A 19,936-nucleotide genomic window follows, 5' to 3' on the forward strand; every position below is an offset into this window, starting at 1 on the left:
TTGATTGAATCCTGCCAATAATTATTCTGATAGTTCTTGTCTAGAACGAATGATTGCAAAGAAATAAGGTTAAATCATTGTAGTTTTTAATTTATTAGCGTCCTTGCTAATGAATTGTTAATGAATTGTAATCTATTTTAATTTTTTTGTAGGTTTGATTCTTTAATTATTCATCTAAATTTATGTGGTATAAAAAATCTATTACAAAATTAATTTCTGAAGCTGAACAGAGCGGCGAAGGTACCCTGAAACGGACCTTGTCCAGTTCTGGCCTGATTGCTTTGGGGATTGGAGCCATTATCGGTGCGGGACTATTCTCTTTGACAGGGATTGCTGCTGCTGACCATGCTGGTCCCGCGGTAATGATATCTTTTGTTATTGCTGCGGTAGGCTGTGCATTTGCTGGGCTATGTTATGCGGAGTTTGCTTCCATGATTCCTGTTGCAGGAAGTGCCTACACCTATTCCTATGCGACCATGGGCGAGTTTATGGCTTGGATCATCGGTTGGGACCTTGTACTTGAATATGCTTTGGCTGCTGCTACCGTTGCGGTGAGCTGGTCGCAATATGTCAATGAGCTGTTCTTATTGATAGGGGTCCATCTCCCCCAGGAGGTGCTAGCAGGACCATTTGAAGGCGGGGTAATCAACTTGCCTGCCATTATCATCGTTTGTCTCTTGTCGCTGCTGCTGATGCGCGGAACGCAGGAGTCTTCCTTTGTCAATAACATCTTGGTTGTTTTGAAGGTGGCTGTGGTGATCTTGTTTATCGTATTGGGCTGGCAATTTATCGATCCTGCAAACCATACGCCATTGATCCCTACAAACGAAGGTGAGGAAATGGTGAAGACTGGGCAAATGGGATTCTGGGAGTTCTGGAATAGTGATTATCGGGGACACTATGGCTGGACAGGGATTCTACAGGCTGCAGGGGTTGTGTTCTTTGCATTTATTGGTTTTGATGCGGTAAGTACTGCTGCGCAGGAAGCGAAAGATCCTAAGAAAGGCATGCCTATCGGGATTATCGGTTCATTGATCGTTTGTACTATATTATATGTGCTGTTTGCTTATGTTATGACAGGTTTGGCACCTTACACTGTGTTCAGTGGTGATGCAAAACCCGTAGCGACGGCATTTGAAAAAACTGGCTATCATTTCTTGAATACGGCGATGATCGTGACAATCATTGCTGGATATACATCGGTGATCCTGGTGATGTTGTTGGGTCAGAGCCGCGTATTCTATTCGATGAGTAAGGATGGTCTGTTGCCTAAATTGTTCTCGGACCTTTCTAAACGTCAGACGCCTTGGAAAACAAACTTGATCTTTATGATCTTCGTAAGTTTGTTTGCTGGATTTGTGCCGGTTTCAGATCTAGGGCACATGGTAAGTATCGGAACATTATTTGCCTTTACATTAGTGTGTATCGGAGTGTTGGTGTTGCGTAAGACCAATCCGAAGCTTGAGCGTCCGTTTAGGACACCTTTGGTGCCTTTGGTGCCAATATTAGGTATCTTGGTGTGTGTGCTGATGATGGCGGGTCTTCCGATCGAGAGCTGGGAGCGTTTAGGAATCTGGATGGCAATCGGTGTTGCATTCTATTTCTTGTACGGACATAAACATTCCAAGATCAGGAAAGAGAAAGAAGCAGAAGCTTCTGGAACTTCTGAGTAAGGATAATCATATTTAATCATTGGGGTAGGGCACAGGCTTTCTACCCCTTTTTATTTTAACCATACATTAACTTATGGACACGATAAATAATGGGGATTTTTGTCAAGTAATCGCAGGGACCCATAAAGGGAAATCGGGTAGGGTGAATGATCTGCATGTAAGCAAGACCGGACATCAAACCCTTACGGTGGAACAGGATTCAGGAGTACGCTTTAAGACACTATTGAAAAATGTAGTCAAATTGTTGGAAGGCTAATTTCCTGTAGGAAAGAAAAGGCCTAGATAGGGCTAAAAATAAGAAGGACCTGCAGATGCAGGTCCTTCTTGATTGTATGTTGTTTAGCTTAATGCAAGTTGTTCCTAGAATAAGGTAAATTCAACACGTCTGTTCAACTGACGTCCTTCTGGCGTACTGTTGGTAGCGATAGGTTGGTTAGGACCATAACCTGTAGCTTCGATACGTGATGCATTGGCACCTTTAGATACTAAGTAAGCTTTAACTGATTCTGCACGTTCTTTTGACAAACGTAAGTTCAATTGAAGTGAACCTGTGTTATCGGTGTGACCGGCAAGTTTTAAGCTGAAGTTTTTCTCGATCAATAAAGCTGCAACTCTATTCAATGATTCGTAAGATGAAGGGCGGATAGTAGCTTTGCTCAAGTCAAATTCCAAGTTTTTGATAGCTTCATCAACAACTTTTCTATCTTCTTCAGTCACTACGATTTTCTCAATCACTTTGGTCTCGTGTTTAGCTTCTGGAAGTGGACATCCTGAACCGTCAACTTTAGTTCCTGCAGGAGTATCTGGACATTTGTCAAATTTGTTAGCAACACCGTCGCCATCACTATCTTCTAAGCCAGCATTGATTTCATCCATGTTGGACTGTAATTTTTCATTTGCAGCAACCAAAGCATCACGCTCTGCTTTTAACTCATCATATCTTGCAGCCATTGTTGCCACAGGGTTTGAGTTTCCAAGGTAAGGTTTGCTTCCGTCACCCAATGCAACCTCTAGACCAGCATGTGCATAGGAGAACAGGTCGTTTTTGTATTGATCACCACGAACTCCATCAAAGTTTTGGTTTGCCCAGTTCAACTGGTAACCCAAGTCGATGTTGATTCCTTTCGCCACTGCGAATTTGAAACCAGCGTCAACTGGAACGAAAAGTTTTGTTTGAGATTCTGCAGTAGTTGAAGTTTCACCGATTTTCGTAGTGGTTTCGAAACTCATTGCACCTACACCGACAGCGAAGTAAGGTTTGATGATACTGTTGAAGAACCTCCAGTTTGTATTTGCCATAGTGAACTCACCAGATAGGGCTGCTGACCAAGGCATTTTAGTTTCAAACTCGGAAATTGCTGCGCCAGCAGTTTCATTGACACCGCCAACTTTACCGCCCATGTATTGAGCTTTAATTCCGAAAGATGGGGAGATTTGGTTCTTAACATACGCAGAGTAACCTACGTTGTGGTTTAATTTATCGAATCCAGCTCTGTTGAAGCCGAAAATGTTTGATTGATTAAGGACCCCTGCATTTACTCCGATGGACCAAGTTCTGTACTGGGTAGTTGGACCTAAAGTAGTCGTGCCTTCAACGGTAGCTGTGTTGGTTTGAGCGAAAGTAGCAGAAGAGATTAAAACAGCAGCAGCTAATGCGCTAACTTTTTTAAAGTAAAGTGTTTTCATAATATTATATGCTTTTATGCCAAAGGCATGGCAAATTTGTTGCCAAAACAACTTGTTTTGGCAACTCAGCCTAAAATATCATGATTTTGTAGTGAAAAACCTATAATTATGCCTTCAAAACCCTTGCAAAGAACGTTGGGATCTGGATGTTAAAAGCCATTTTCTTGATGACATTGGACTCCGTCAATTGCCTGAACACACTTTTCTTGCTTTTTGTCAAGATCAGGATGTCTGCCTGTTCATCCAATAGGACGGAAGTGATTGCCTGTGCAACAGTTTCCTTCTGGCGCATGAACAAGGTCTGCGGTTTGATGATATAGGAGATGTCAGAAATGCCTAGTTCGGTTTCGATTCTGTCGATCCAAACCTTAAAATCAGCATCAATATCTTTAATAGGCCTGTCGTTGGTGTTCACGTGGATCAATATCAGTCTGTAATCAGCCTTGAACAAAGGAGCTGCCTGTTGTAAAGCAGTAAGTTCAGCTTCCTTGAAATTACAAAGCAAGGCTATACTGTCCTTTTTAAAGACGGTAGAGGTTTCTGGAACCGCCAATACCGGTGTAGTGGTGTTTAATATGGTATCATAGGTGTTGCTGCCGATAAATACAGCATCTAACCCAGAAGCACCTTGAGTTCCCATGACAACGGCATCATAGGCAGTAGCGTTAGTTACGGCTTTGATTTCATCGTAAAGATTTCCATCCTTAAATATGCTATTCAGCTTCACATTAGGGAATTCTTGCTGATACTTGGCAAGGGTATCTACCATGTTTTGTTCAGCCTCAGGAACCCTAGGGTCGTTCAATGGAGTTTCTCCTTTCACATTGGCATAGGTGTTAGAATGTGAAGAGAACACGTGGATCAGATCAATTTCTTGTCCACCTTGTTGAGCGACTTGACAAGCGTAATGGATGGCATTGTCAGAATTCTCTGAGAAGTCAATAGGTATAAGTAGTTTGCTCATGCTGTATAGTTTTATTTATATTTTGTCGAAAAAAGCTGGTTTATCAAGTTCCAAAGCTAAGGCTTTAGAAACAGAACTTTTAAATAACCTTTCAAAGAATGTTTTTCTACTAGGTGTGATCAATATTATCTGTGGATTTACCTCGGCAATAACTTTGCTGACTACCTCAGGTACTGAATCCAATTCGATATCATCTTTATTGATAGGTTCAGCAATGGTATTTACCTGTTGAATGGAACCCATCTCGCGGATATTGAAGGCCCAGGAGTCTAGGTCGTCCTTGATGTTTTCGGGTTTTTGGCTTTCCTTGAACACATGGATCAAGGTCAAGTCTTGAGGTACCCCGATAATATCCTGGAATTCCTTTAGAGTATCCAATTCAGCAGCTTTAAAGTTAGTCAATAAGGAAACATGATTTATTCCGAATTGGAATGCTTGGTTCGGGATAACAACCACGGGGACCTCTGATTTTGAAGCCACAGCCACAGTTGTACTTCCGTAGTAAATGGATTTCAACTGGCTTTCGCCTGATGCACCCATCACGATCATGGCATATTTTCCAGATTGAGAAAGCTCAGTCAGTTTGTCTATGATCAAACCTCTGGAGCATTCAATGCTAATATGCAATGAAGGATATTTCCTGAGCAGCTTTGTCTGCAATTCTTGTATCTTCTCATCCGCCAAAAGACCTGTGCCATTGGTTTCTTCAGAAGCATTTTCTCCTACTGAGCTAGACGTGTAGCAATGTAATAGGTGGATGTTGTGTTCTTTTTCCTGTGCAAGTTGGCAGGCATAATCTGCCGCAAAGCCAGCATTTTCAGAAAAATCAGTAGGGACAATAATTGTCATCTTCATGAATTATTTTGTTGTGTGTTTTTACAGAGATAAATTTAGGAAAAATATGCGTCATATTAATAAAAATTGGCTTGAATGGCGAGTTTACTCGTCAAATTTGAGTAAGTTTGCAGCTAAAATTAGACACGAATTAAATGACTAGTAGAGATATACGTCAAGCCTTTTTAGATTTTTTCAAGAGTAAAGGACATCAAATTGTTCCTTCGGCACCAGTTGTAGTGAAGAACGACCCTACACTGATGTTTACCAATGCGGGGATGAACCAATTCAAAGAATTGTTTTTAGGAGAAGCTGTCGCCAAATTCCCAAGAGTGGCCGATACACAGCGTTGTCTACGTGTTTCCGGAAAACATAATGACCTTGAAGAGGTAGGGATTGATACCTATCACCATACCCTTTTTGAGATGCTTGGTAACTGGTCTTTTGGTGATTACTTTAAGAAAGAAGCAATCGAATGGGCTTGGGAGCTATTGACTGAGGTGTTGAAATTAGACAAGGATCGTCTTTACGTGACGATTTTTGAGGGTGATGTTACTGAAGGCTTGCAACAGGATGAAGAAGCCTTTAACCTTTGGAAGGCATTGATTCCGGAAGATCGTATCCTATTGGGTAACAAGAAGGATAATTTCTGGGAAATGGGTGATACAGGTCCTTGTGGTCCTTGTTCTGAAATCCATTACGATATGCGTTCGGATGAAGAGCGTGCTCAGGTGAAGGGTCAGGACTTGGTCAACATGGATGATCCACAGGTTATCGAGATCTGGAACCTGGTATTTATGCAGTTCAACAGGTTAAAAGATGGAAGCTTGGTTTCCCTGCCGGCAAAACATGTCGATACAGGGATGGGCTTTGAACGTTTGGTGCGTGCCATCCAAGGTAAATCATCCAACTATGATACGGATGTATTCCAGCCATTGATTCAATTTATCGCAAATAAATCGGGTATTGCTTACGGAGCCGATGAGAAGACGGATATCGCCATGCGCGTGCTGTCTGATCATATCAGGGCTGTAAGTTTTGCCATCGCTGATGGGCAGTTGCCGTCAAATAATAAAGCGGGTTATGTGATCCGCAGGATTTTGAGACGTGCTGTACGTTATGCCTATACTTTCTTGCATTTCAAGACTCCTTTTATCCATGAGCTTGTTCCTGTATTGGCGGAGCAGTTCAAAGGAGTGTTCGATGAACTGTACCAACAGCAGGATTTTGTAGAAAAGGTGATCTTGGAGGAAGAGGTTTCCTTCTTGAGGACCCTGACCCAAGGGATCCAACGCTTTGAAACCTATTCAGCAGACCATGAGGCCATAGACGGGGAATTCGCATTCGAACTGTTCGATACCTTCGGCTTCCCAATTGACCTGACCGAACTATTGGCTAGGGAAAAGGGCATGACCGTGGATATGCACGGGTTTCAACAGGCATTATTGGCCCAAAAGGAAAGATCTAGAGCTGCAACGGCTGTGGATACTGGAGATTGGGTCCTTGTAAATGATGAAGCGGAGAGTGAATTTGTGGGTTATGATAACTTAACGGCAACCACAGAGATCCTGAAATATAGAAAGGTTTCTAGCAAGGGTAAAGATCAATTTCAATTGGTGCTTTCTGAAACGCCATTCTATGCAGAAGGTGGTGGTCAGGTCGGTGATAAAGGCTATTTACGTTCTTTGGATAACAATGAAAAGGTTAGCATCCTGGATACGAAGAAAGAGAATGGACTTTTCATACACTTCGTCAACCAACTTCCAGCTGTCCTGAGCGGAGAGTTTGAAGCGGTTGTGGATGTGAAGAAAAGAAAGGATACTGAAGCTAATCACTCTGCTACGCACTTGTTGCATGCTGCTTTGAAACAGGTATTGGGTGAACATGTGAACCAAAAAGGTTCGTTGGTTTCTCCAGATGTGCTACGTTTTGACTTCTCGCACTTCGCGAAGTTGACCTACGAGGAGATCAAACAGATTGAGGACATCGTGAATGCGAAGATCCGCCAAGATGTACCTTTGAAGGAAGAGCGTAATGTTCCTTTTCAAAAAGCGATCGATTCGGGTGTTACAGCCCTATTCGGAGAGAAGTATGGAGATCATGTGCGTGTGATCACCTTTGATGATTCCTATTCTAAGGAGCTGTGTGGTGGTACGCACGTTGCGGCAACTGGACAGATCGGTTTCTTCAAGATCCTTTCGGAATCTGCGGTTGCGGCAGGAGTGAGAAGGATTGAAGCCATTACCGGTACCCGTTCGGAGCAAGTGATCCGTGAGCACTTTGAATTGCTTGATAACCTTAAGGAGCTATTGAACAACCCTAAGGACTTTGTTTCTGCTCTTTCAAAAACATTGGATGAGAACAATGCCTTGAAAAAGGAGATTGAGAACTACGTGAAAGAAAAGTCCCAAGGACTGAAAAATGATATCGAGAAGAAATTGGAAAAAGTTGGCGATATCAACTATGTCGCAACCATCGTAGACCTTCCAAGTGTGGATGCGGTGAAGACTTTGGCTTATACCCTGAAGGGAGCAATCAATAACCTTTATGCCGTATTGGGTGCAGTGATTGATGGAAAACCAAGCATCACGGTGATGATCTCTGATGACTTGGCAAAAGAAAAGGGATTGCATGCAGGTAACATCGTTCGCGATTTGGCTAAGGAAATCCAAGGTGGTGGCGGTGGCCAGCCTTTCTTTGCGACAGCAGGGGGTAAGGATGCTTCTGGATTGGAGAGAGCGATTTCAAAATCAAGAGAGTTTATTAAATAAGAAAAATGAAAAAGTTTGCAGTTTATATTGGATTGGTGGGGATGTTATCCGCTGGTTTGTCTTCATGTTCAAATTCTGATACCATTCAGGTTGGCGGTGTGATCGAGAATCCAGGGAATGTGAAAGTGGTCAGCTTCTATGAAGGTGAACAGAAATTAGATTCAACATTTATTGCGGATGGCAACCGTTTCAAGTTTGAAAGACCGGCTACTCAAGAGAGGTTATTGACCTTGGCCGTGGGCAATAATAGGTATCCAATTATCCTGGAACCTGGTAAGGCAGTGGAATTCAATGTCAATTTGCAGAATCCTGACCAGTACGAAGTGAAGGGTTCGGAGCTTTCTCAGAAGTTGAAAGACTTTGCCGTACAGAAGTCTAGGATTGATTTCGTTCGGGACTCCTTGCAACAGGCTTTTTCAAGTGCTACCAATGATTTAGATGCCAATGGTATCCAAAATCTACGTTCTGAGATGTTGATGAAGTTCGAACCTTTCTTTAAGAACTACATCGCTGAGGCGGTTTCATTTGCCCAAAAGAACAATGACTTGGCCGGTTTTTATGTAATGAGCACATTGGATCCCGAAATGGCCGAACCAGAATTGATTGCCTATGCCGATCAAATCAAAGCAGAGTTCCCAAACAATCGTTATGTGAATGAGTTCAAGACTGAGGTTGATAAACTTAGGAAGCTGGCTGTAGGTCAAGCCGCTCCCGAAATCTTGGCTTATACACCGGATAATAAAACCGTAAAGCTTTCAGACTATAAAGGCAAATATGTTTTGGTAGACTTCTGGGCGTCATGGTGCATGCCTTGCCGTGAGGAGAACCCTAACATCGTCAAACAATACAATAACTTCAAAGACCATAATTTTACTGTTTTAGGCGTGTCCTTGGATAACAATCCAGGCTCTTGGATGCGTGCTATACAGGACGATAAGTTAGAATGGACGAATATCTCAGACCTTCAGGCATGGAGCTCTCCATTGATTATTGATTATTCCATCAAAGGTATCCCAGCATCTTACCTCTTAGATGAGCAGGGCGTTATCATTGCTAAGAATTTGAGGGGAAAGCAATTAGAAGATTTTTTAACGAAAACCTTAAAAAAATAAGAATCAATTGTTAAGTCTATTTTAAGGCTTAACAATTTCATAACTTTTGGGTAACTTTATTTTATAATTAAGTATATACCTTAGCAAAAAAACAGCTTATATGGCCAATAATCAAAAGATTCTTGTGGTTGATGATGAGTCCGACATTGTTGAACTCATTTCATACAATTTAACTAAGGAAGGTTACCAAGTATATACCGCTTCTAATGGGAAAGAAGCTATTAAAGTTGCCAAAGAGGTTTTTCCAGACCTTATTATCCTTGATGTCATGATGCCGGAGATGGATGGTATTGAAGCCTGTCGTTTGATGCGTTCGATGCCTGAGTTCAAACAGATCTTCATGGTATTCTTGACAGCTAGGAGTGAGGAGTATTCCGAAATCGCAGGTTTCCATGTAGGAGCTGACGATTATATTGCCAAGCCAATTAAGCCAAGGGCTTTAATGAGCCGTATCAATGCAATCTTAAGAAGAAATACTACAGAGGTTATTGATGATCAGGTAACTGATAAACTTGAGATCTCTGACCTCGTAATTGATAGGGATTCTTTCTTGGTATTCCGTGGGGATGAGAAATTTGTACTGGCGAAAAAAGAATTTGAACTGCTATACCTGTTAGCTTCAAAACCCAACAAAGTATTCACAAGGGAGCAGATCCTGAAAGCGATCTGGGAGGATTCCGTAGTCGTGACCAATAGGACGATCGACGTGCATATCCGAAAACTCCGAGAAAAGATTGGAGACAGCTATGTCACTACAGTCAAGGGGGTTGGCTACAAGTTTGAACTAGAATAAAGAAATTTTAATTACAAACCGGACCAGATTGGTTCGGTTTTTGTTTTTAAGAGCACGCAATCGTTTGCACTAATAAATTTTATATATTTACTCAATATTTTAAAACTTAAATTAAAACGAGAAAAACATATGTGTGGAATTGTCGGTTATACTGGAACGCGCCAAGCTTATCCCATTGTGATAGACGGCTTAAAGAAATTAGAATACAGAGGATACGATAGTGCTGGTATAGCACTTCAACAAGGAGATTCCTTAAAGGTTTACAAGAAAGCAGGTAAAGTTGCAGCGTTAGAAGAATTTGTTGGAGACCAATCCACAGCTGGCACTACAGGAATTGGTCATACCCGTTGGGCTACCCACGGCGAACCCTCAGACCGAAATGCTCACCCCCATGTTTCCAAATCTGGAAAACTTGCCATGATCCATAACGGAATCATCGAGAACTATGCCCAACTAAAAAACGAACTTACTAAAGAAGGATACGAATTTAAATCCGATACGGATTCCGAGGTCCTACTTAACTTCATTGAAGACATACAAGAAAAGAATGAATGTGGTCTTGAGGAGGCAATCCGCATTGCCCTAAAAAGGGTGACCGGGGCTTATGTGATTTTGTTGATCGCTGCTGACCAACCTGATACCATCATTGCTGCCCGTAAGGGAAGCCCATTGGTAATCGGTATAGGGAAGAATGAACATTTCTTGGGTTCTGATGCATCACCTATGTTGGCTTATACCAAAGAGGTGGTCTATATCAATGATTATGAGTTGGCCATCGTAAAGCCTGATGAACTGATCTTGAAAAATCTTGGTAATGAAATCATCACTCCATTTGTTCAGAAGCTGGATCTTGAATTGGCGGCTATTGAAAAAGGTGGTTATGATCACTTCATGTTGAAAGAGATCTTTGAACAACCTACTACCATTGCTGATTCATTAAGAGGTCGATTGATCTTGAACGAACATAGGATTATCCTGAGTGGAGTAGATGCCATCCAAGATAAGTTGGCGAATGCCCGCAGGATTATTATTGTGGCCTGTGGTACCAGCTGGCATGCCGGTCTGGTTGCAGAGTATGTAATCGAGGAATTATGTCGTGTGAACGTGGAGGTGGAATACGCTTCGGAATTTAGATACCGTAACCCGGTGATCAATTCAGATGATGTAATCATCGCAATCTCGCAAAGTGGTGAAACGGCTGATACCTTGGTAGCCCTAGAACGTGCTAAAGAACAAGGAGCAACCATCTTCGGTATTGTTAACGTAGTAGGTTCTTCCATTGCTCGCATTTCCCATGCTGGTTGTTATACCCATGCAGGTCCAGAGATCGGTGTCGCCAGTACAAAGGCCTATACTGCACAGCTTGCCGTGTTGATGTTGTTTGCATTGAAATTGGCAAAAGCAAGGGGAACTATCTCGGACGAGCGTTTTGATGAGCTTTGTCAAGAATTGCACGATGTTCCAGAGAAAGTTCAATGGGTATTGGAAAATGAGGTTGACAATATCAAAGCTATCGCATACAAATACAAAGATGCTCGCGATGTACTTTATTTAGGACGTGGATATAATTTCCCAACGGCTCTAGAAGGTGCATTAAAGTTGAAGGAGATTTCCTATATCCACGCTGAAGGTTATCCAGCTGCGGAGATGAAACATGGTCCAATTGCCTTGGTTGATGAGGAATTACCAGTAGTTTTCATTGCAAGTAAGGATGCTTACCATGAGAAGATCGTAAGTAATATCCAAGAAATTAAAGCTAGAAAAGGGATGGTGATCTCCGTAATGACGGAAGGAGATGAAGTTACTCCGACCATTTCAAATGATGTCATGGTTGTTCCAGAGGCTGATGAAGTTATTGCTCCTTTATTGACGGTGGTTCCATTGCAACTATTGTCGTACTATATCGGAGTGTACCGTGGTTTAGATGTTGATAAACCAAGGAACTTAGCTAAATCAGTAACTGTGGAATAATATCATGGGATACATAATAAAGATACCATTAAATCGGATTGGGTATGATTTCATACCCGCCGATTATCTACCAAAGGGAAAAGACGAGTACTACCTTCGTTTTGAACAAAACAAATCCAACAAGCAATATAGAAATCTGACCGAGGAAGAGATCCGCATCCTCGAGCTCAATCATAATGAATCTACCGATTGGAATGATGTGCTCGTTACGGATAAATTTCTTCCGAAACAGATCAAAAGATCCAAGTTCTTTGGTTTGGTCAGGATCGGCGATATGGAAGAGGTCTACCTTGAATATCGCGATATCCGCTTGCCGGTCGGGATCTATAATTCCCAGATCATTTCATGTGATCTAGGGGACTGCGTGGCCCTGCATCAGGTCCGTTATATTGCCCATTTCATCGTTGGGAACGAGGTTATCTTGCTCAATGTAAATGAAATGGAGACCAGCTCGAATGCAAAATTCGGGAATGGAATCTTAAAGGTCGGTGACCCGGACAAGAGCAGGATCTTTTTGGAGCTTTGCAATGAGAATGGTGGCCGTTCGGTTCTTCCATTTGATGGCATGCAAGCTGCCGATGTCTATCTATGGACACGCAACAGACAAGATAAAGAATTACAGCAACGCTTTTTTGATATCACCAATGAAAAATTCAATGATATCAGAGGCTACTATAGTGAAATCGGTGATCGTACCGTAATCAAGAATTCCCATACCTTCAAAAACGTTAAGATCGGTTCAGATGCCTATATCAAGGGTATCTCTAAACTGAAAAACGTAACGATCAATTCCACCGCTGAGGCCTATACTCAGATTGGTGAGGGTTGTGAGCTGGTCAACGGGATCATTGGCTATGGCTGTAGGGTATTCTATGGGGTGAAGGCAGTTCGTTTTATCCTATCATCCTATTCGCAGCTGAAATATGGTGCCAGATTGATCAACTCTTTCTTGGGAGATAATTCTACCATTTCCTGCTGTGAGGTCCTTAATTCGCTTATTTTCCCTGCGCATGAGCAGCACCATAACAATTCATTCTTGTGTGCAGCCTTGATCAAAGGTCAGAGCAATATGGCTGCGGGAGCAACTGTAGGGTCCAACCATAATTCAAGAGGTGCGGATGGCGAGATTATCGCAGGTCGTGGCTTTTGGCCTGGGCTGTGTGTGAGCTTAAAGCACAATTCCAGGTTTGCATCCTATACCCTGATCGTAAAAGGCGATTTCTTGCATGAACTGGATATCAAATTCCCGTTTTCTTTAGTGAGCAATGATGTTACCCATGACCGCTTGATCATCGTTCCGGGCTATTGGTTTATGTACAATATGTATGCATTGATGCGTAACACCAATAAATTCATCAGTAGAGATAAACGTTCCTTCAAGAACCAATATTTCGAATATGATATCTTGGCGCCAGATACGGTGAATGAGATATTTACAGGAATCAAGGAAATTGAACAAGCTGTCAGTAAATCCTTGAATACCGATAATCCTGAAGCATGGTTGAACAATAATGAAAAGGCTGTCGATGAAATCTTCCTAGACAATGCGGAATTCTCTAAGCGCAAGGTTGTGTTGCTGAAACCAAAGGAAGCCTATCAATTATTCAAGAAATTAGCTCGTTATTATGCGGTCTGCCAGGTTTTGGAGCATGTTGACCCGATGGATTTCAACAAAACTATCCAAGCCTTGGTCAACGCAGGATTGAAAAGAGAGGAATTTGAGAACGTCGGTAGCCAATTGGTTCCAGTAAGTAAATTGGACCAGCTGCTACAGGACTTAAAAGACAAGAAAATCAACTCTTGGGATGAAATGCATAAAAACTACCATCACTTGAGTGATGCTTATATCCAAGATAAATTAAAGCATAGTTTAGCTTCCTTACAAGAGGTTACCGAAGCAGATACAGCTGAATGGAACGCTGATTTCTGGAACAAGCTATTTGATGAGGCCTTGGAAACCAAGAAATGGATCTGTGATGAAATCTATAATTCCAGAAGCAAGGATTACCACAATCCTTTCCGCTTGATGGTCTATGAAAATGAAGATGAGATGAATGAGGTGGTCGGTCGATTGGAAGACAATAGTTTTATCAATCAGCAAAGTGCCGAATTCGAGGGTTTCCAAAACAAAGTCCAAGAATTTAAAGCACAATTTTAGCATAAAGCATAAAAAGGGAAAGGACCGAATTTATTTCGGTCCTTTCCCTTTTCTATATTATTTTCTATAATTCTTTAATCTTGATGCTCCTGAATGCTACGGCGTCCCCATGGTCTTGCAGTAGGATATGGCCTTGTTCCGCCTCGCCAAATTTTTCCCAGTCCTTGTACTTACTTCCAGCCACCAGTTTCCTGAAATCTTCTGAGCCTCTTACAAATTCCAACATCTTGAAGCCATTTAGGTAATAGGTGACATGATTATCCGGCGTAACCACGATTCTGCCGCGGTTCCATTCCCCAATTGGTTTTCTAGGTCTTGGATTGCGATCCGAAGTGATCAAGTCATACAAGGAAGCCAAGGTACGATTGCCATCTTTTCCTAATTTAGCATCGGGGTGAAGTTCATCATCCAAGATCTGATATTCTGGACCGATAGCAGATCCAGCTGTTTTTTCATCCAGGGTCACAAAGTATTTCACACCCGAATTAGCTCCGGGAGTCAGTTTAAAATCAAAGGAAAGGTCAAAAGCCTTGTACTGTTTATCAGTAACGATGTCGCCACCGTTGGTCGATTCCGCACCATCCGATTTCATTACTTCAATCAAGCCGTTTTCGATCTTCCAACCTTTTTCTGGAAACTTATCGCCACGAGCGCTATGCCAGCCTTGGCTGTCCTTGCCATTGAAGAGCAAGCTATATCCGGCTGCCTTTTCGGCTTCCGAAAGATCATTGGCACGGGTGTTAACCACATAAACATCCTTAGGGAATTCTTGGGGCTTCAGGTCTTTGGTCTGAATACGGATATTCTTAAAATAAACCTTCTTACCATCCAATGAATCTGGGATCGCATGGACCTGCAGTGCTATAAATCCAGCATCATCCAAGCTATCTACCACAAAAGCTGCTGGCACACCGTTCACCCAAGTTCTGGTTTCATTGCCGATGGCCTCGATCCGGTAGTGGTTGAATTCATTTGGCTTAAATGCCGTTTTCGCATTCGGGTTTAGGTCCAATGGGTAAAGCCATTCCCTCCGGCCTTCATCGTAGATTCCTCCGGTCCAACCTCTGTCGGTAGGGTCGATGTCCATCTGGCGGCCATAGACCTTTCCAGTACCATTATTGGCGGTTGAATCAAAATGGCTCCGGGTCTGCACACCTGAGTTGGTTGTGCTGCCTTCCAGTTTAACCTCCAACTCCAATATAAAATCGCCATATTCCTTATCCGTTACCAAAAAGGAATTTGGCAAACCTTTCGTCATTACTCCAACGATCGCATCATCTTCAACATGATAATCTGCCTTTCCAGCCAAAGGTTTCCAGCCAGTCAGATCCTTGCCATTGAACAGGTTTTCCCATCCATCCGCACTTTTATTTGCTTGTTGGCAGGAAATAGTCAATGAACTCAATAGAAGAAGTCCGAATGTGCCTTTAAAAACAGATTTCAAATAGGTATTTCTCATCATAATATGTCTTTATTGTAACAGGTTTATGGATTAATGTCCAATAAGGTGACTGAAATTAGGAATTTTTTTTAATTTTAAGCTAATCATACATGTAACATTCGTAAACCTAAACATATTACAGATGAATCATTATTTTTCGAGAAGAAGTTTTTTAAAGAAATCCATTATTGCGGGTGGAGCCTTGACGATGGCAAGCAGTCCATTGGGAAATATCTTGATGGCCAAGCCAAATGAAAGGGTCAACCTAGCGGCGATTGGGATTGGGAATAGAGGTGGAGAAATCCTGATGGATCTATATAAAACGGGTTTATGTAATATTGTTGCGCTATGTGATGTGGATATGGGGGCTAAGCATACGGAAGCTGCCATCAAGCAATTTCCAGATGTTCCACGTTTTCAGGACTTCCGCCAGATGTTCGATAAGATGGGTAATCAGATCGATGCGGTGACGGTCGGAGTTCCAGATTTTTCCCATTTCCCGATTACCATGATGGCGCTTGACCTGGGGAAACATGTCTATGTAGAGAAACCTATGGCGCGCACCTTTTTAGAGGTAGAGCTGATGATGGAAAAAGCTAAGAAGAACCCAAAATTGGCGACCCAGATGGGTAACCAAGGCCATTCCGATGCCAATTACTTCCAGTATAAGGCATGGACCGAGGCGGGGATCATCAAAGATGTGACCCAGATCGTCGGTCATATGAATATGCCGCGCAGATGGCATGGATGGGATGTCAATATCAAGAATTTCCCAGCTGCAGAACCCATTCCTAGCACAATCGATTGGGATCTTTGGCAGATGCAGACCATCGGTCATAATTACAACAAAGACTTTATCAATGGGCAATGGCGTTGCTGGTTCGATTTCGGAATGGGAGCTTTAGGCGATTGGGGTGCACATATCCTCGATACTTCCCATGAATTCCTGAAATTGGGCTTACCGACCGAGGTAGGGGCAGAGATGCTGGAAGGACATAATTCCTTCTTCTTCCCGATGTCATCCACCTTGAAATTCAGCTTCCCTAAGCGCAAGGGCATGCCAGCCTTGGATATCATGTGGTATGATGGTATCAATAACCTGCCTCCAATTCCAGAAGGATATGGCGTATCGGGACTGGATCCGAATATTCCGCCGCCAAGCACCGGTAACCTAGAGCCAGCTAAATTAAACCCGGGTAAGATCATTTATGGCAAAGACCTAACCTTTAAGGGCGGTTCACATGGCAGTACACTATCTATCATTCCTGAACAGAAGGCAAAGAATATCGCGAATAAACTTCCAGAAGTTCCGGCATCACCTTCCAATCACTTTGCAAACTTCCTGAAGGCCTGTAAAGGAGAGGAGAAGACGCGTTCACCGTTTGAAATCGCAGGGCCGTTGAGCCAAGTTTTCTGCCTTGGCGTGATCGCGCAGCGCTTGAACGGAAAATTTAAGTTCGATCCTGTCAAAAAAGAGATTACAAATGATAAATTTGCAAATGCACTCTTGATCGGACCTCCGCCTAGGACCGGGTTCGAACAATACTATAAAGTTTAAAATAATAATCAATCAAATACATTAAAGATGATCAAACAATTTGCTTACGGTTTAGCTTTCACCAGTATGCTTGGATTAGGCTTGACTTCGTGCCAAAACGGTACCCAGGATAAAGCAGACAATCAAGACAAAAAAGAAGAAGTGGAACACAACCCTGCATCTCAAACTATCCCAGAAGAATCAAAGGACCTATTGGGTCGTTGGGATTTGAACGTTGACAAGAATGGTACACAGGTGCCTTCCTGGATTGAAATCAAATTATCTGGATTCACTACTTTGGTAGGGTACTGGGTAGGAGATAGCGGCAGTAGCAGACCCATCTCCCATATCAAGCTTCAAGACGGAAAGTTCTCTTTCGCTATCCCACCACAATGGGAAGGTGGCACTGGGGATATCACGATTGAAGGTGAATTGGCAGGTGCTGAAATCATAGGTACCATAACCAACAATAATGGTGAAAAATATACTTTCACTGGTACAAAAGCACCTTACCTGAACCGTACTGCTGAACCAACATGGGGCAAGCCGGTGGAATTGTTCAATGGAAAAGATCTGACCGGTTGGAAACCATCAAACGATAAGAACAAATGGGTAGTTAAGGATGGCATCCTGACCAATGAAGATGCTGGTGCAAACCTGATCACTGAAAAAGCTTTCGAGGACTTTAAATTGAACCTGGAGTTCAAGTATCCTGAAGGCAGTAACTCTGGTGTTTACCTTAGAGGTCGTTACGAGGTTCAGATCGAAGACTCTCCAAAAGATAGACATCCCGGCAACCTTTATTTCGGTGCTATCTACGGATTCTTGACGCCGAATGCAATGGTTACCAATGGTCCTAATGAATGGAACAATATGGAGATCACGCTAGTTGGTCGTGTGGTATCTGTTGCTATCAACGGTAAAACGGTGATCGACAAACAGGAAATCCCTGGAATTACCGGTGGTGCACTTGATTCAAAAGAAGGCGAACCAGGACCACTTTATATACAAGGTGACCATGGTCCGATTGAATTTAGAAAAATTACGATTACGGAAGGGGTTAAATAGTATTTAGTATTAAGTATTTAGTAGTTAGACTTGTTGGGTCTATATTAAGTGCTAAAGAAAAATGGTATTTAGACCTATGTCTCTTACATGGTCTGAAAAATTAATAATGAAGGAGCTTGCTAGCAATGGCAGGCTCCTTTTTTGCTTTATGGTTCTTGGATAGAATTTTGGCTGAAAAATCTTTGAAATCGGGGAGATTTCGGGATTATTTATGGGGTCTTATTCGAGACTCATTCGAGGCATATTCGGAAAATTCCAGCCTGGCTAAAATTTTATTCAGGTCATATTCGAATGATCCTCGAACCATTCTCGAAGATGCCTCGAATGAAGTCCATTAATATACTTGGAAATTATCGGTTTTGTTGGATAGAATTATTCACTTCCAAATTGATTTGTCCAAACAGTATTTTGTATCTTTTGTTGTTTAGTTAGGTGCTGGTAAATCTTGCAACAAATTTGAATGATGATGAAAACTTTACCCTTATATATCCTATTAGCTATTTCCTTTATTTTCAATGCTATGGCCCAAAAACAAGATCCTAATCTGCAGGTGGTAGCTTCCTTTGGGAAGTCGCAACCCATCGGTGTCTCTGTTTCTTCTGATAACCGAGTATTTGTTTCCTTTCCACATAAGGATCCCTATCTATTTGGATTGACCGAGATCGTCAATGGCGAACGCAAAGCCTTTCCAAATGCAGAATGGAATGCTGTGGAAGGCGACTATAAGGAGCATTTTGTCAATGTGCAGGATATCTATGTGGATACCGATGATCAATTGTGGGTTTTAGATTCCAAACCTGCTCCTTCAGGTTCCATCTTTGGAAAAGAGGGGGGAAGCGATAAGAAAGAAGGACAGTTTAAGCTGGTTCAGATAGATTTGAAGAGCAATCAGGTAAAGCAAGTATTTACGTTTGAAGATTTGGACAAGAGCAAATCGGGCTTAAATGATGTTCGTGTTGATACAGATAAAAAATTGGCTTACCTATCCGACCCTGGTCAGGCATCTGTAATCGTTCTAGATCTCCAGACCGGGAAAAGTAGAAAGCTCTTGAGCAATAGTAGCTTTACCTTGGCAAAACCAGATGTGGTTCTAGCTTATCATGGAAAGGAGATGCGGGATAAGGATGGTAATCCATTCAGATCAAATGTCAATGGTATTGCACTGACCAAGGACAATAAGTGGTTTTATTTTAAACCGATCAATGCGATGAACCTGTATAGGATTGAAACCAAGTACCTGGCGGATGCAAATCTGACTGATGAAGCCCTAAAATCCAAGGTGGAAGATATGGGTGAAGTCGGGATTACGCATGGTCTTGTCGCTGATCAGGAAGGAAACATCTATCTGACGACTTCCCTTGATTATTCGATTCGTCGGTTGACTCCAGAAGGTAAATTGGAAATCGTGGTTCAGGATCCGCGCCTGCTTTGGCCAGATTCCTTAGGAGTTGGGTCGGATGGCTACCTGTATTTCTCATGTGCGCAAATGCAGTTGTTGCCGCAATGGAATGGAGGGAAGGATTTGGTACAATATCCTTATGAGGTCTATCGGGTGAAGGTCTTATAGCCCGATTACCACCACTACAATATCTTCATTGGCATAGGAGGGATGGAAATGACTGATGGCATTGGATTGCTTGTAGATCTTTAATTCCTCGTAGACCGCGTTTTTAAGGGCTCCTTTGCCTTTTCCATGGATAAACTTGATTTCCGGATAGCCCCAATAAATCGCAGCGTCCAGCTGTTCCCTAAGGTAATCTATCGTTTCAGCCAATAGTTCATCCAGTTCATAACTGTCCAAATCGGCCAAGAATGCTTCGGCATGCAGGTCGACAGTTTTGGGGGGCTTGGATAGGGACATTAAAGAGTATTTAGTATTTAGTATTTAGACATGAGATATGAGATATGAGATATGTCCATCCCTAATT

The 19,936-nt window shown here is 42.3% G+C and carries 15 protein-coding genes; 10 read left to right on the plus strand and 5 right to left on the minus strand.

Translation table 11 applies throughout. The features are described from left to right. Positions 1 to 182 precede the first annotated feature (182 nt). Together NLF99_RS10615 and NLF99_RS10620 are read left to right on the plus strand one after the other, a co-directional pair. Positions 183 to 1,673 (plus strand): amino acid permease, encoded by a 1,491-nt coding sequence (locus NLF99_RS10615; protein WP_254528191.1) that lies wholly within the window; start codon positions 183 to 185, stop codon positions 1,671 to 1,673. 73 nt (positions 1,674 to 1,746) lie between these two features. Then, positions 1,747 to 1,929, plus strand: coding sequence for a KOW motif-containing protein (locus tag NLF99_RS10620; RefSeq protein ID WP_254528193.1), 183 nt, complete (start codon positions 1,747 to 1,749; stop codon positions 1,927 to 1,929). Between the two features lie 104 nt (positions 1,930 to 2,033). Here the strand turns inward: NLF99_RS10620 and NLF99_RS10625 are convergent, their stop codons facing one another. The 3 genes from NLF99_RS10625 to NLF99_RS10635 form a co-directional block, all read right to left on the minus strand. Next, complete coding sequence (locus tag NLF99_RS10625) at positions 2,034 to 3,359, minus strand: OmpA family protein (RefSeq protein ID WP_254528194.1); 1,326 nt, start codon at positions 3,357 to 3,359, stop codon at positions 2,034 to 2,036. A 106-nt stretch (positions 3,360 to 3,465) separates the two neighbouring features. Next, positions 3,466 to 4,323 (minus strand): universal stress protein, encoded by an 858-nt coding sequence (locus NLF99_RS10630; RefSeq protein ID WP_185213514.1) that lies wholly within the window; start codon positions 4,321 to 4,323, stop codon positions 3,466 to 3,468. A 15-nt stretch (positions 4,324 to 4,338) separates the two neighbouring features. Beyond that, positions 4,339 to 5,178 carry a universal stress protein gene (locus NLF99_RS10635; protein ID WP_185218641.1) on the minus strand — a complete coding sequence of 280 codons (840 nt, stop codon included), beginning with the start codon at positions 5,176 to 5,178 and terminating at the stop codon, positions 4,339 to 4,341. Between the two features lie 134 nt (positions 5,179 to 5,312). Here NLF99_RS10635 and alaS point away from each other — a divergent pair, with 134 nt between their 5' ends. The 5 genes from alaS to NLF99_RS10660 all read left to right on the plus strand — a co-directional run bounded on the left by alaS (position 5,313) and on the right by NLF99_RS10660 (position 13,962). Beyond that, the gene (alaS, locus tag NLF99_RS10640) at positions 5,313 to 7,928 is read left to right on the plus strand and encodes an alanine--tRNA ligase (RefSeq protein ID WP_254528195.1); all 2,616 of its coding nucleotides are present in this window, start codon (positions 5,313 to 5,315) and stop codon (positions 7,926 to 7,928) included. 5 nt (positions 7,929 to 7,933) lie between these two features. Then, positions 7,934 to 9,040, plus strand: a complete 1,107-nt coding sequence (locus tag NLF99_RS10645) for a TlpA disulfide reductase family protein (protein WP_237219572.1) — start codon at positions 7,934 to 7,936, stop codon at positions 9,038 to 9,040. A gap of 100 nt (positions 9,041 to 9,140) precedes the next feature. Further along, a complete protein-coding gene (locus NLF99_RS10650; RefSeq protein ID WP_185213517.1) occupies positions 9,141 to 9,833 on the plus strand; it encodes a response regulator transcription factor in 693 nt (230 codons plus the stop codon). A 129-nt stretch (positions 9,834 to 9,962) separates the two neighbouring features. After that, positions 9,963 to 11,804 carry a glutamine--fructose-6-phosphate transaminase (isomerizing) gene (glmS, locus tag NLF99_RS10655; protein ID WP_185218643.1) on the plus strand — a complete coding sequence of 614 codons (1,842 nt, stop codon included), beginning with the start codon at positions 9,963 to 9,965 and terminating at the stop codon, positions 11,802 to 11,804. A gap of 4 nt (positions 11,805 to 11,808) precedes the next feature. Then, on the plus strand, positions 11,809 to 13,962 hold the full coding sequence (locus tag NLF99_RS10660) for a DUF4954 family protein (RefSeq protein ID WP_254528196.1): 2,154 nt from the start codon (positions 11,809 to 11,811) through the stop codon (positions 13,960 to 13,962). Positions 13,963 to 14,026: 64 nt separating this feature from the next. Here NLF99_RS10660 and NLF99_RS10665 read toward each other — a convergent pair whose 3' ends face one another. Continuing rightward, complete coding sequence (locus NLF99_RS10665) at positions 14,027 to 15,424, minus strand: DUF1080 domain-containing protein (RefSeq protein ID WP_308214531.1); 1,398 nt, start codon at positions 15,422 to 15,424, stop codon at positions 14,027 to 14,029. 121 nt (positions 15,425 to 15,545) lie between these two features. On the opposite strand from NLF99_RS10665, the gene NLF99_RS10670 reads away from it, so the two are divergent. The 3 genes from NLF99_RS10670 (at position 15,546) to NLF99_RS10680 (ending at position 19,575) form a co-directional block, all read left to right on the plus strand. Next, entirely contained in the window at positions 15,546 to 16,961 is a 1,416-nt protein-coding gene (locus NLF99_RS10670; RefSeq protein WP_254528197.1) for a Gfo/Idh/MocA family oxidoreductase, read from the plus strand. Between the two features lie 27 nt (positions 16,962 to 16,988). Beyond that, entirely contained in the window at positions 16,989 to 18,008 is a 1,020-nt protein-coding gene (locus tag NLF99_RS10675; protein ID WP_254528199.1) for a DUF1080 domain-containing protein, read from the plus strand. A gap of 460 nt (positions 18,009 to 18,468) precedes the next feature. Next, positions 18,469 to 19,575, plus strand: a complete 1,107-nt coding sequence (locus tag NLF99_RS10680; RefSeq protein ID WP_254528205.1) for a major royal jelly family protein — start codon at positions 18,469 to 18,471, stop codon at positions 19,573 to 19,575. Here NLF99_RS10680 and NLF99_RS10685 read toward each other — a convergent pair. Continuing rightward, positions 19,570 to 19,869 carry a Smr/MutS family protein gene (locus NLF99_RS10685; RefSeq protein ID WP_254528207.1) on the minus strand — a complete coding sequence of 100 codons (300 nt, stop codon included), beginning with the start codon at positions 19,867 to 19,869 and terminating at the stop codon, positions 19,570 to 19,572. The two genes, NLF99_RS10680 and NLF99_RS10685, sit on opposite strands and share 6 nt — an antisense overlap. Between the last annotated feature and the right edge of the window lie 67 nt (positions 19,870 to 19,936).

Source organism: Sphingobacterium sp. LZ11T8, assembly GCF_024261425.1.
Lineage (GTDB): Bacteria > Bacteroidota > Bacteroidia > Sphingobacteriales > Sphingobacteriaceae > Sphingobacterium.

Excerpts from the sequence above, each read along its gene's own strand:
- NLF99_RS10670 (WP_254528197.1), top strand. The coding sequence starts at position 15,546 with ATGAATCATTATTTTTCGAGAAGAAGTTTTTTAAAGAAATCCATTATT.
- NLF99_RS10685 (WP_254528207.1), bottom strand. The coding sequence starts at position 19,869 with ATGTCCCTATCCAAGCCCCCCAAAACTGTCGACCTGCATGCCGAAGCA.
- glmS (WP_185218643.1), top strand. The coding sequence starts at position 9,963 with ATGTGTGGAATTGTCGGTTATACTGGAACGCGCCAAGCTTATCCCATT.
- NLF99_RS10630 (WP_185213514.1), bottom strand. The coding sequence starts at position 4,323 with ATGAGCAAACTACTTATACCTATTGACTTCTCAGAGAATTCTGACAAT.
- NLF99_RS10675 (WP_254528199.1), top strand. The coding sequence starts at position 16,989 with ATGATCAAACAATTTGCTTACGGTTTAGCTTTCACCAGTATGCTTGGA.
- NLF99_RS10645 (WP_237219572.1), top strand. The coding sequence starts at position 7,934 with ATGAAAAAGTTTGCAGTTTATATTGGATTGGTGGGGATGTTATCCGCT.
- NLF99_RS10620 (WP_254528193.1), top strand. The coding sequence starts at position 1,747 with ATGGACACGATAAATAATGGGGATTTTTGTCAAGTAATCGCAGGGACC.
- NLF99_RS10665 (WP_308214531.1), bottom strand. The coding sequence starts at position 15,424 with ATGATGAGAAATACCTATTTGAAATCTGTTTTTAAAGGCACATTCGGA.
- NLF99_RS10615 (WP_254528191.1), top strand. The coding sequence starts at position 183 with ATGTGGTATAAAAAATCTATTACAAAATTAATTTCTGAAGCTGAACAG.
- NLF99_RS10660 (WP_254528196.1), top strand. The coding sequence starts at position 11,809 with ATGGGATACATAATAAAGATACCATTAAATCGGATTGGGTATGATTTC.
- NLF99_RS10680 (WP_254528205.1), top strand. The coding sequence starts at position 18,469 with ATGATGATGAAAACTTTACCCTTATATATCCTATTAGCTATTTCCTTT.
- NLF99_RS10635 (WP_185218641.1), bottom strand. The coding sequence starts at position 5,178 with ATGAAGATGACAATTATTGTCCCTACTGATTTTTCTGAAAATGCTGGC.
- NLF99_RS10650 (WP_185213517.1), top strand. The coding sequence starts at position 9,141 with ATGGCCAATAATCAAAAGATTCTTGTGGTTGATGATGAGTCCGACATT.
- NLF99_RS10625 (WP_254528194.1), bottom strand. The coding sequence starts at position 3,359 with ATGAAAACACTTTACTTTAAAAAAGTTAGCGCATTAGCTGCTGCTGTT.
- alaS (WP_254528195.1), top strand. The coding sequence starts at position 5,313 with ATGACTAGTAGAGATATACGTCAAGCCTTTTTAGATTTTTTCAAGAGT.